Origin of the sequence: Croceicoccus hydrothermalis, from assembly GCF_022378335.1 — a bacterium.
In the GTDB taxonomy this organism is placed as follows: domain Bacteria; phylum Pseudomonadota; class Alphaproteobacteria; order Sphingomonadales; family Sphingomonadaceae; genus Croceicoccus; species Croceicoccus hydrothermalis.
Genome location: NZ_JAIQCI010000027.1, coordinates 26,227 through 37,084, shown reverse-complemented (window position 1 = coordinate 37,084; position 10,858 = coordinate 26,227). Strand labels below are relative to the sequence as shown.

11 protein-coding genes are annotated in these 10,858 nt (G+C 64.2%); all 11 read right to left on the bottom strand.

Features of this window, described 5'->3' with window-relative positions; genetic code table 11:
* Positions 1-41: 41 nt before the first annotated feature.
* Positions 42-1,184: a conjugal transfer protein TraH gene (locus K4G67_RS14050; protein ID WP_275588908.1), complete on the bottom strand. Its 1,143-nt coding sequence runs from the start codon at positions 1,182-1,184 to the stop codon at positions 42-44.
* Between the two features lie 31 nt (positions 1,185-1,215).
* Complete coding sequence (locus tag K4G67_RS14045; protein ID WP_239806954.1) at positions 1,216-2,052, bottom strand: conjugal transfer protein TraF; 837 nt, start codon at positions 2,050-2,052, stop codon at positions 1,216-1,218.
* The gene (locus K4G67_RS14040; RefSeq protein ID WP_239806953.1) at positions 2,033-3,757 is read right to left on the bottom strand and encodes a conjugal transfer protein TraN; all 1,725 of its coding nucleotides are present in this window, start codon (positions 3,755-3,757) and stop codon (positions 2,033-2,035) included. Before K4G67_RS14040 ends, K4G67_RS14045 begins: the two co-directional genes overlap by 20 nt.
* Positions 3,754-4,518, bottom strand: coding sequence for a type-F conjugative transfer system pilin assembly protein TrbC (gene trbC, locus K4G67_RS14035; RefSeq protein WP_239806952.1), 765 nt, complete (start codon positions 4,516-4,518; stop codon positions 3,754-3,756). Before trbC ends, K4G67_RS14040 begins: the two co-directional genes overlap by 4 nt.
* Entirely contained in the window at positions 4,515-5,543 is a 1,029-nt protein-coding gene (gene traU / locus K4G67_RS14030) for a conjugal transfer pilus assembly protein TraU (protein ID WP_239806951.1), read from the bottom strand. Before traU ends, trbC begins: the two co-directional genes overlap by 4 nt.
* Positions 5,540-6,187 carry a type-F conjugative transfer system protein TraW gene (gene traW / locus K4G67_RS14025; RefSeq protein WP_239806950.1) on the bottom strand — a complete coding sequence of 216 codons (648 nt, stop codon included), beginning with the start codon at positions 6,185-6,187 and terminating at the stop codon, positions 5,540-5,542. The genes traU and traW overlap by 4 nt, the downstream gene beginning before the upstream one ends.
* A complete protein-coding gene (locus K4G67_RS14020) occupies positions 6,184-6,630 on the bottom strand; it encodes a S26 family signal peptidase (protein ID WP_239806949.1) in 447 nt (148 codons plus the stop codon). The genes traW and K4G67_RS14020 overlap by 4 nt, the downstream gene beginning before the upstream one ends.
* Positions 6,631-6,694: 64 nt before the next feature.
* Positions 6,695-7,102 carry a TrbI F-type domain-containing protein gene (locus tag K4G67_RS14015; protein ID WP_239806948.1) on the bottom strand — a complete coding sequence of 136 codons (408 nt, stop codon included), beginning with the start codon at positions 7,100-7,102 and terminating at the stop codon, positions 6,695-6,697.
* A complete protein-coding gene (locus K4G67_RS14010) occupies positions 7,099-7,518 on the bottom strand; it encodes a hypothetical protein (protein WP_239806947.1) in 420 nt (139 codons plus the stop codon). Before K4G67_RS14010 ends, K4G67_RS14015 begins: the two co-directional genes overlap by 4 nt.
* A gap of 31 nt (positions 7,519-7,549) precedes the next feature.
* The gene (gene traC / locus K4G67_RS14005) at positions 7,550-10,096 is read right to left on the bottom strand and encodes a type IV secretion system protein TraC (RefSeq protein ID WP_239806946.1); all 2,547 of its coding nucleotides are present in this window, start codon (positions 10,094-10,096) and stop codon (positions 7,550-7,552) included.
* Positions 10,096-10,857 (bottom strand): TraV family lipoprotein, encoded by a 762-nt coding sequence (locus K4G67_RS14000; protein ID WP_239806945.1) that lies wholly within the window; start codon positions 10,855-10,857, stop codon positions 10,096-10,098. Before K4G67_RS14000 ends, traC begins: the two co-directional genes overlap by 1 nt.
* Position 10,858: the final 1 nt, after the last annotated feature.

Sequence of the window (10,858 nt, the reverse complement as noted above, 5' to 3'; positions counted from 1 at the left end):
CGTTCCTTCGTCACTACGACGAGACCCAAATCCTCCTTAATCTACAACCGTAAATCTGTGCCATTGGTGCTGACGGCGAACAGGACGGTCAGGATCTTGTAGAGCGGGATCGAGGCGACCTGCAGCAGTTCCTTTTGTGCATCGGTAATGGCGGTATCGTCATGGACTGCCTCCACCATGCCGTCGATCAGCGCGGCCACGCGTGGGCGCAGCGCCTTGGAGGCAGGCAGGCTGAGCGGTTTGAAGCCGGGATCGAGGCAGTTTTCGGGCTCTTCGCAATCGAAGATCAGCACCTCGCCGCCGCCTGCGGCAGTGCCGTCGAGCAATGAAGTGACGAGCGTCGATGAGGCTTCGCCCGCAATCGGCACGAATTTGCCCGGTTCATCGTCGGTTGGCGGGACATAGATGATCGTGCCCAGAAGCGTCATTGCATATTCGGCGAGTTCCTCGTCGAATGTGCCGCCGGGCGAAAAGAACGCGGACTTCTTGAGGATCGTCCAGGTGTAGTTGCGCGCCACCCCCGGATTGACGTCGCCATATTCGCCGCCGCCTTGCGCGAGCGTGCTGGCGCGCTCACCCTTGGTGCCGCAGCCGTGCTTGGCGGCGGCATAATCGGTGAAGATGCCTTCGGAATTGCCGATCGCTTCGCAGACCGCCTTGTCGGCCAGATCGCCCTTGGGCCAGATCCCGCCCACCAGCCCCTGCGCCATTTCGCAGGAGTTGATGTTGAGATTATTCATGAGCTGCGCCTTCTGGCTGAACTCCTGCATGATCTTCGAACATTCGGGGCAGACGGTATCGATCGCGAGGCTGAAGGCGAAACCCACCGAATTATTGGCGATCGCCTTCAGCATCGCGACCATTTCGCTGGCATTGATGAAGCTGAAGGAGCCTGCGAAAATATCGATGCCGCCGCAGCCTGCGCGGGCGCGGGGCAATTGCAGATTGGTGATATTGGTCGTCTTTTGCGGAAAGCGCGTCCAGACATTGCCGAGGCTGTAATAGCCTGCCGATTGGCCCTCGAAAGCGGTCGGGCCGGTGACATTGGCCGCGCCGCCGACATCATTGAGGAAGGAATCCATCGAACTCCCGACATCGGCCGAAGCGCTGCTGAGGGGGAGGGCGGCGGCAAGGATTGCGGCGATGATCCGCTTCGCGCGGATGGCTAGCGCGCGGTGGCGCATAGAACCGGGGCCTGCCTCGGGGCGCGTGGGGTCAATAGTCATGGCCGGCTTCCTTCGATGTGAGGAGATAGATGCGGTCCTGGAGTTCATCGGCGCTCATGACGCCGTAACCGATCGGAACGGGCTGGCCCTTGAGCGCATCCCAGAGCACGATGGCGGGCGTGACCTTCGGCTCGAGACCCATCCGGCTGCGCTGGTTCGTCTCGACGATATCGCCGGGGAAATGGCGTGAAGGTCCGCCATCGGTCGAAATCGCGCGCACCGTGATCTGCCACGTCGCCGCGACCGATTGCACGATCGGCGACATGATCTCGCAGGCCCCGCAGCTTTGCGCGAAGAAATAGAAGAGCCCATAGCGTTCGGAGAGCTGCGCCATCACCGCATCGCGCTCGGCGCTGCGCGCATCCTGCCACTGGCGCTTGCCGAGGGTCGAGACCGGGCGCTGCAGCGTATAGTCGAGATCGGGATCCTGCCAGATCGCGCGCTGCCAGACATCGCTGAAGAGCGAGGCGCGGTCGAGCTGGGCCCGCTGGAAGCGGATATAGGCCGTCACATTGGCAGGCGTCGGCTCGAGAATGGCCCTGGCTTTGAGTTCACGGAGCTCGGCAGTCAGCGCATCGAGCGCGCTTGTCGCGCTTGGGACTGCTGCGGGTGCTGCGGCCTCGATTTCAGGCGGTTTGGACTTGCTGCAATAGAACCAGTACCCGAGCTTCCGCTCCTCGCAGTAGAGGCGATCCTGATGATCACTTGCCGCCACCGGTTCCGGTTCTTCGGCGCGCGCCGGACCGACGAGCGCAGTCGGGGAGATGGTGAGGGCAAGGCAGGCGATAACGCGCCGCCTCAGCGCCTTATTGGCTGGCACGGGCATAATAATCCTCGATTTTCTGCTGGATGTCGGCGGCGGCCGCGAGCTCGTCGGGAAGGCGCGCGGCTTCGGTGAACTCGGCATAGACTTCGCTGAAATCCATCTGCGAAAGGTCGAGCCGTGAAAACTCGTCGATGGTGAAACCGAGGCATTCCTCGGTCTTGGGTTTGCCCCAGGGCTTGTTCAGCTGTTCGCGACCCTGTTCCTGGAGAATCCGCGAGAGCTTCGATTCAAAGCAGCAATAGACCTTCTTCTTGGTGAGGCAGGCGCCAAGGAAACTGTCCGAGCAATAGCTGCCGACATAGGCGCACAGCCCTTGTGCATCGCGCTCGTGAAGCAGTGTTTCTTCTTGACTGCAGCCGAGGGCAACAAGGAGCTGGATGCCCGGGATGAGAGGGAAGCCCTTGCCCCGGCAGCAGCTGAGGACGCCGAAAATCTTGGACGAACAGCTGTTCCGCGTGCCCGCGAACAGGGTGAGCGTGTCGGGATCGAACTCGCGCCGCGCCTGGTCCATGGCATTGAGCGCCACGACCGCATCCTTGAACTCATCATTGGCTTCGCGCTCGATCGTCTCGCACGACCCGTCGATGCAGTAGACATCGCCGTCGCAAATGTACTGGTCAGGGCTCGCGGGCTGGTCGGGTACGGGACAATCATAGACCCGCTCCCAGGTCTGGCAGGGTTTGCCCGACAGGCAATCTTCGCGCACGAGTGTGCAGCCCGGCGTGCTTTCAAGCGTATCGCAGTCCTGCGCTTCGGTGATGGCCCCGCACAGATAGCGGCGCGACCAGGCCCAGCAGGGCTGCGTCACGGCAACCCCGCGGACGATGCGGGTGACAGGATCGCTATCGGTGCAGGTCTCGGCCTGCTCGATGCATTGGCCGTCGGCGGCTAGCTCTGCGCACTGGCTTTCGTCGCGTGTGGCATGCGTGACCTGCGTCGTTGCCGTATCGCGCAAATTCGCGCCTTCGACCGTGTCGCGGCAAGACAATTCGCTGATCGGCTCGCCCGGCTCGACGCAATAGCCTATGCCGTTCTCGTCTCGCCATTGGAGGCAGCGCCCGGGCCGGGTCCCGATGGTCTGGCAGCCGGCCCATGCAAACAATGCGCAATCGTCGACACCGTTCAGCCGGTGGAAGTCGGCTTCGCTGCACCAGTAGATCTGGCGCGTTATTGTCTCGACTTTGACGCCAAGCGGAATGGTGCAGCTTTGCTCTTCCTGCGTCGCGGCGAAGCCCACATTGCAGGTCGCCATATAGCGCGCAGATGTGCCGCTCGCTGGTGGCAAGGCTACGCAGCGCCCTTCGCTTCCCGTGATGCTCATCCCGCTCGTAAAATAGAGCGGATCCTTGCTGATCGTCTCGCTGCGCGCGATGACCGCGTCGAGATCTTCGGGTTCGAAGCGGGCGCGGCGTTCCAATGAATCGCGCATGATCCGGTAACCGCTGTTGGAACTGGCCGCACTCGCGGCCTCCTGCGCCATGCGCTCGGGATCGTCGAAATAGCCCGACAGGCCGGGGGTGCCGCCGAAGTTCGGGATGCCGTCGGGATCGGGCGCGGTGGTGGCTGCCTGCTGCGCGGCCGCCGCCTTCTCGCGTCCGAAGGACTTGCCTTCGGTTTTCGCGGCCTCGGTGGCGCTCTGGGCCTGCAAGGCGACGGGAATCCCAACGCCGATGATGCACAAAAGGGCGAGGACAAGCGGTCTCATGGGGCGCTCCTTGAGAGGCGGGCAAGATGCTGCGCTGCGATGAGCGCGCCGGGGCCGCCGCCTTGCGCGAAGCTTTCCAAGGCGAAATGCGCGCTGACATTGCCGCTCATCCGGTCGTGCGGGGGTATGTCGGTTTGGCAGTCGAACCCGTCGCAGAGGTCGAAGTCGCTGCTTGTCACCACATAGGTTGGCACGGCCTCGATCCCGAACGCGCGGAACAGGCGCGGATCGATACCGATATTGTCGAGTGTCCCGCTGTCTTGCGCGATGGAAGCGAGCGCGGCGGTCAGCGTCTTTGCGCTATTGCCTGGAAGTCCCCGAAGCACGACCACGCCGCCCGCGCGGGAGACATCCTCCACCATCGCGCGCAAGGAGGCAGGCGGCATTGAGAGCGAGGCGAAAGCGATAAAGCGCGGCGCTTCGCCGAGATTTGCTTCGGCCATCGAGCCTGCATCGGCGACCATTTTGTCGAAATCGAAGATTTCGTCGCTGCCCGCCGGGGGGGATTGCGCGGCTTGCTCGCTATAGCTCTCGCCATGGGCCACGGCATCGGCAGCGCTGCTTTGAGCCTCCTCGAGCATCGAGTTGGCGCGCGCGCGGGCATTGGCGGCAAGCGCTTCGGCTTCGCTCGCCTCGACGGCAGCACGGGCGCGAATGGCCGCGAGGTCGAGATCGGGTTCGCCCGGCTGCGCAGCCGCGCTTGCAATCGCGGCCATTCCGGTGCAGGCGGCGAGGAGGACGAGATGGGGGAGGGGCCTCATAGCGCGCAGCAATTGCGTTTGCGCCAGACCAGATAGCCCATGTCCTCGCCGATTGCGGGATAGACCTGGCCCCCCGACATGAAGCTGGTCGAGGCCCCGATCGGCGCGCAGGCATAGCGGCCCTTGGTCTGCGGATTGGGATTGGTCGCCTGGAAGCGATATTGCTGCTTCCTCATCACCGGCATCAGATATTTGCCGCACAGACCGTCGCTCCCCATCGTGCCCCAGGCCGCGAGTTCGCGGTGGAGCTTGTAGGAGAAGCGGCCGAGCGCGAGGCGCGAGGCCTGGACGTGGCCGATCGTCGCCGAGACATTGCCGTTGAGCGGATACATGCTGCCCTGGCATCCGGCGCACCAGAAGAGTTCGTCGGTCGGAAGTTTCGTCGTCGCCGCGACGCAATCGGCGGCGCAGGCGGCAAGCGCCAGCGGATTGGCGAACAGCACCGCTTCGGGATTGATGATCGCGGTGAGCTCGCTGTCCTGCCAGAGCGGGTCGATCTCGGTGATATAGAGGATATCGACCGAGCCCTGTTCGAGGCACAGGAAATCGGCGACGATCTCCATCCAGTAGATGAGCGGATAGGCATACCAGTGGACATGCCACTGCGAATGATATTGCGTGGCGCCGCCGACAGCCGAGGGACCGGCCATGGTCTTGAACCCGATGTCGAAGCCGGGATCGAGCTTCAATCCGCCCAAATTGACGAAGCACCAGGGTTTCATGCTGACATCGGCGAGCCGCACCGGCTCCCAGAACCCCATCGCGATACCCGGGCGCACGCCGCACAGGCAGACGGGGAGGTCGGGGTTATTCGTGTCGGGCCGGTTCGAGGGCCAGATTTTGAGCCCGCCTACCGAAATCGGAAACAGGCACGACCAGCAGATATCGGTGATCGGATTGACGAATTTGCCCGTGCAGCGCCCCGGACCCGCATCCGCGCGCGCCGGCGAGGCCGTGCCAAGCGTGAGGGCTACCAGCAGCACGGTGCCGCAAACCCATGTGAACAAAGATCGATGGCGTGTCATGATGGCGCGCGCTCCTGCAGGCGAACCGGTTGCTCGGTGATGAGAAGTGCGCGGCCCTCCTGCTCGACGATGGCGGGCACCGAGCGAATGCCGAAATGCTTCACAAGGCTGCCGCCCTGGTCGAGATAGAAACGGCGCTGGCGGGCTTTCATGAGTTCGAGCGGCGCGCCGCGCACGAGAATGAGCTTGGCCTTTGTGGCTCCATAGCGCCGCACAGCCCAGGCCAGCTGCGCGGGATCGTCGCCGTCGAGGAAGACGAGCGGCACTCGCAGCGGCACGGTGTCGAGCGGATTGACGCGGGTTCCGGCGGCGACAATGACGCGGCCCTTGTCGTCGGCAATCGCGCGCTCGACGCGGATCGTTGGATCGAAGCGCCACGACCGGACTGATGCGGCAGGACCGATACCGGCAACTGGTGCGGGGCGGTTGACGCGCGCGATGGTGCGCCGCTGCAACTCCTTATTGAGCCGCGCGGTCTCACCGGTCTTTTCGAGATGGGTCAGCCGCGCATGGATCTGCTCGAGAAGATCGGGCTCGATCACCGGCCAGATCGTGCCGTGCTGCCCATAGTCGCGCGCACTCGCGGGTATGGTAGCGAGGAGGGTAGTGATCAAAAGGGCGGTGGCTGGGGCGGCGCGTTTCACAGGATCGGCCTCCCGACGCCCAGGATGCGCTTGCCGCAAATCCAGCCGATCGCGGCATAGCGGCTGTCGAAACCGTCCTTGTGCCCCGTCGTGACAAAGTAGCAGCCCTGCGGCACGACGCCCGTCGGGCCCAGTGCCAGCGCTTCGCCGCGGCGGCTTGCACGCTTGGCGGTCGCGACCAGGCGGCCATTGACGAAGAAGCGCCGATCTTTTTCAGTGACGAGATCGCCCGGCATTCCGCTCACCTCCTTGCCGAAGGGCCTGGGCCTTGCGCTGAAATGCGCTTCGAGGAGGGGCGAGGGCGGCGGGGTGAAGAGAATGATATCGCCGCGCTTTGGCCGCGCGCCCCGCTCGAGCCAGATTGCCCAATAGGGCAGGCTCGGGCTCGCATTGATCATGAGCGCGTGGGTGTCGGCAAAACGGGCGAGCGCGGCGAGCGCCAATGCACAAGCACCGAGACCTGCGCATAGCACAAGGCGGCGCGCGCTTGGCGAGCGGGCGAGGCGGTCAGCGGCGCGCATCGGGCAGAGCTCCCATGCGGCGCGCGACATCGGCGCGCACCGCTTCGGTGAGATCGCGCGTGCTCCCTGCGACCACCGCTTCGGCGACGAGGACAGTGCGGCCTTCGCGGCCCAGCTGTTCGACCGAGGCTTCGACGGCCTGGAGATAGATCTCGACGCGGCGCTTCGTCTCTTCCGGCGGACGTCCCGCGCGCGCTTCGGCCTCGATGAAATCGCCCATGATGGTGCTGAGTTCGACCGTCACCACTTCGCGGCTTTCGAGGCGGAGCAGCCGGTCGGTTGTCCAGACGCCCCAAAGCGCCGCGCCGATCATACCGGCACCGACCAGCAGCGCCCCAGGATGGAGCCCGGCCATCCGGCTGCGGAGCGGTTTCGTTACCAAAATGTTCTTCACAACACTTCTCCCGACAACTCGCGCTCCAGGTCCTGCATGAAGCGCGGGAGGCGCCAGGCGACGATGAGCGTTGAGGCGGAAATGAGGACGAGCTTGAACTCGTGGAGGAAGCCCATCTGGCGAGCGGGACCCGCATCGAGGAAGCGATCGCCCAGATTGGCGAGATGCGCGAAAAAGAGGGCGGCATCGCCTGCCGAAAGGGCAAGGAAGAAGACCAGCGGCAGGCCAAGCGCGATCAGATAGCTTGAAGCGAGGAAGATACTGCCGCGCAGCGCGATATAGCACAGATCGCCCGCCTGCCTGCGCCATCCTTCGGGCAAAGCCGGCTGCGCAGCGGCAGCGCCATCGCCTTTGCTTTCGCTTTTATCGGGAGCCTTCTGGGCCTGATCGACCAAAGTAACGAGATGGAGTGACATGGGTTGTGCGTGTCCTTGGATAGAGAAAGGGTCAGTCGCCGATGGCAAAGGCGATCCGTTCGATTGCGTCAGCGAGCTGGTGGCCGCGCGCGATCTCGGCATCGATCGCGGCAAAAATCTCGGGCGAGCTTGAGAACAATGTCGCCGAATAATCGTCGAGGACGAGCCGGCCGATGGCTTCGGTCTCGGGCCCCTTGATGAAGACCTCGGAATAATCGCTGCCCGAGCGCTTGAGGCTGCGGATCAGCGTCTCGGTGCGGTCGTCCATGTCGAGGCGCTTCGAGGCCTTGAAATCGGCGATCGTCTCGGGCTTCTGCTGAAGGATCAGCATCCAGTCGCTGTTCTCGAGCGCGGCGGTCGCCCCGTCCGATTTGTAGTAATCGTTGAGCGACTGGGTCGCGGTCGCGAGCGCGCCGCCATATTTGCGGCAGGTGCGGGCATAGGTCTCGACGAACTCGCCCATCGAGCCGCCCTTCAGCATCGCCCAGGCCTCGTCGATGAGGAGGAGCTTGCGCACCGAGCGCGGCGACCGGGTCATCGCCTGGCTGGTCATGAACATGATCGCCGAGAGGACGACGCTGCGCAGTTCCTCGCGCGCGGCGAGGTCCGACATCTCGAAGACGGTGAAATCGCCATCGAGGGCGAGGCTCGCCTCGCCCTCGAAGAAGGCGCCATAGGTGCCGCCTGCCATAAAAGGCGCAAGCGCGGTTGCGAGATCGCTTGCCGCTTCACTGCCGAGCGCGGCCAGCGCGTTGCCGACCCCGGTGATCGTGGCCGCCACGCCCTGCTCGCTCCAGACCGTGTTGACTGCGCGGTCGATGAGCCCGCGTTCGGTATCGCTGAGCTTCGCGCTATGCCGCGCCATCTGGCCGACGATGGCCTTGACCATGCCGAAGCAATCGAGCCGATAATCCTCGTCCTCGACGGCCCGCGCGCCATCGATCATCGAGAAGGGGTTGAGGCAGAAGCCCGCCTTCATCGTGAACTCGACGAAGCGGCCGCCTTGCAATTTCACCGAATGCTCGAAGCTTCGCCCGTCATCGATGACGACGACCTGCGCGCCTGCACCGCGCAGCGCCGCGCACATTTCCTGAAGCAACACGGATTTCCCAGAACCGGACTTGCCGCAGATCGCGACATTATGGTTTCCTGCCTCGTTCTCGAAAGGCGACCAGAAGAAGGGCTGGCCGCGGCGCCCGACGAAGAGGAGATGCGGGTGCACGCTGCCGAGATATTCGCCCTGCATCGGCGCGATATTGGCTGCCGTTGTCGAGAGCACGGTCTTGAAGCGCTTCAACCGCTCCATGTCTTTTGCAAGCCCGTCGGCGAGGGTCATCGGCATCGCGGCCAGCAATCCCTGGATCTGGAGGTAGCGCTCGTCGGCGAGGTCCCAGCCTGCCGCCTTGTAGATCGATTTGATCGCGCGCTCGTCGCGGTCGCCGCGCCCGAGCGGCGAATAGGTCGTGAGCCCATAGAAGACGCGCACGAGGCGGCGGCCTTCCTGGAGTTCGGACTGCACATGCTGCCATTCGGCTGCCTGCTCGCCGATACGGGGGAGGAAGCGAGCGCTGCGCGTTCCGGCAAGGCTTGTTGTGCGCATGAACTTGAAGCCCGCCTTGGCCGAGGCTGCTTCCTGGTCGGGATAGACGAGGCAGAGCATGGTGGCGGCAGGACAGGGAAAGCGCAGCTTGTCGGTAAAGAGATCGCCGATGAGGCGCGCGCATTCCCACGGTGCCCAGCGCTGGGGCATGTTGCGCGAGGAGAAATGCCGCACATCGAACGCATCGGGATAGACCGTGCCGATCTCGGGGACGCCGTCCTCTATCTTGCCCGTTGCGCGGAATAACTCGGTGACGAGCTGCATGCGGTCTTCGTGGATGACGAGTTCGATATCGTGACGGATCGCCTGGTCCGCAATCGCGTCATGAGGATTATAGGGCACCGCATCGTCCTGCGGCGCGGTCGTGGGAGCAGTGAGATCGTCGATCAGCGCGATAAGCTGCTGCGGTTCGACTTCGGCGACGCCGAGGTTCAGTGATTTGAGCATTGCGACAAGCCCGTCGCGGGTCTGTTTCAGCTCTTCATTGCTGACCGCCTTGGCAGCGGGCACGCCAACCGAGACGATCACCTGGTGATGCCTTGCGTGGAAGGGCGCGTCCTCTGACCCTGAATTCCAGACGAGCCCGTAGAGCCGCCGCGCGCGGTGGCGCGCGATTGCCTCATAGACCCCGCCCTGCACGTAGCGCGGGGCAAACCAGGGCGCGACGATCCGGCTGATGCGCGGGGAGGCGAGATGGAGCACCTGGAGGCATGCACCCGCCGGAAGCCCTTCGGAGAAGAAGGCACCAAGAATCTCGCCGGTCCGCTCGTCGGCGCCGATCAAGGGCGTGACCGAGAGGACAAAGCCTTTCGAGCGCGCATTGATATAGAGCCGGCTTGCCGGATCGTAGACGCGGTAGGGGAGCCAGTCCGACAACAGGTCGAGCATCAGGGCAGGGCGCGCGTGATCGGCATGTTCGGCATCGCCGAGAAGCCCGGTCAGGAGCCGGTCGACGACAGTCCTCAATTTGTCGGCCATCAGTTGGGTTCCTCATGCGAAGGGCTGGCGGATTTGGCGGCCTCGATCGCCTCGAGACTGGGAAAGCCGGGCCGCGGGGTAGCGAGAGTGGGCCGAGGGGCTCGATCATGCGGGGACTGCGACATGTCGAACCCCTCGGCCGCCGGTGCATGGGCACCGGCAACCGCCTCGCGCGCCGTGGAGGGGAGGACCAGCGACGAGGCGGAGGGGATTTCGTCTAACGAGGACATTTCTTGAGGCGAGGATAATGGACGGAACGGTTCCACGGGACCGAACATCCCGGGGGCAGTCCGCCCGGTGGATCTGGAAGCAGCGGTATCGGATTGCGCCTCGCTTGCGCTTTGCACGGCTTTGAGCTGGCGGCGCAGCTGGCGCATCAGCGGCGGGGCAGTCTCTTCGCCGGGCTGACGGCGAAGCTCTGCCACCCAGCGCGGATTTTCAACGACGGCCCAGGCAATGGCATCGTCGTGCAGCGTGCCGTTTGCATCGACATGCGCGGGAAACACGATCCGCAGCACGCGTTCGGATGTCCGGTTCTGGTCACCCGCAGCGACGGGCACGGGCTGACGAACAGGGGCGGAACCGGCGTCAGCAGATGTCAGGCCGCTGGTGGCGCGCGCATCGATCACATGCGAGGGTGCGCAATCGCCTTTGGGCGCACGGCAGGTGAAATCGCCGTCGATATTGGTGCCGAATGTCGCACAGCCGCTGGCGAGCATGGCAAGGCAGGCGGTCGCGAGGAGACGGGAAGGGATACGCATC

Coding starts and splice junctions, on each gene's coding strand:
- K4G67_RS14050 (WP_275588908.1), bottom strand. CDS start 1,184: ATGCGCCACCGCGCGCTAGCCATCCGCGCGAAGCGGATCATCGCCGCA.
- K4G67_RS14045 (WP_239806954.1), bottom strand. CDS start 2,052: ATGCCCGTGCCAGCCAATAAGGCGCTGAGGCGGCGCGTTATCGCCTGC.
- K4G67_RS14040 (WP_239806953.1), bottom strand. CDS start 3,757: ATGAGACCGCTTGTCCTCGCCCTTTTGTGCATCATCGGCGTTGGGATT.
- trbC (WP_239806952.1), bottom strand. CDS start 4,518: ATGAGGCCCCTCCCCCATCTCGTCCTCCTCGCCGCCTGCACCGGAATG.
- traU (WP_239806951.1), bottom strand. CDS start 5,543: ATGACACGCCATCGATCTTTGTTCACATGGGTTTGCGGCACCGTGCTG.
- K4G67_RS14010 (WP_239806947.1), bottom strand. CDS start 7,518: ATGTCACTCCATCTCGTTACTTTGGTCGATCAGGCCCAGAAGGCTCCC.
- traC (WP_239806946.1), bottom strand. CDS start 10,096: ATGGCCGACAAATTGAGGACTGTCGTCGACCGGCTCCTGACCGGGCTT.
- K4G67_RS14000 (WP_239806945.1), bottom strand. CDS start 10,857: ATGCGTATCCCTTCCCGTCTCCTCGCGACCGCCTGCCTTGCCATGCTC.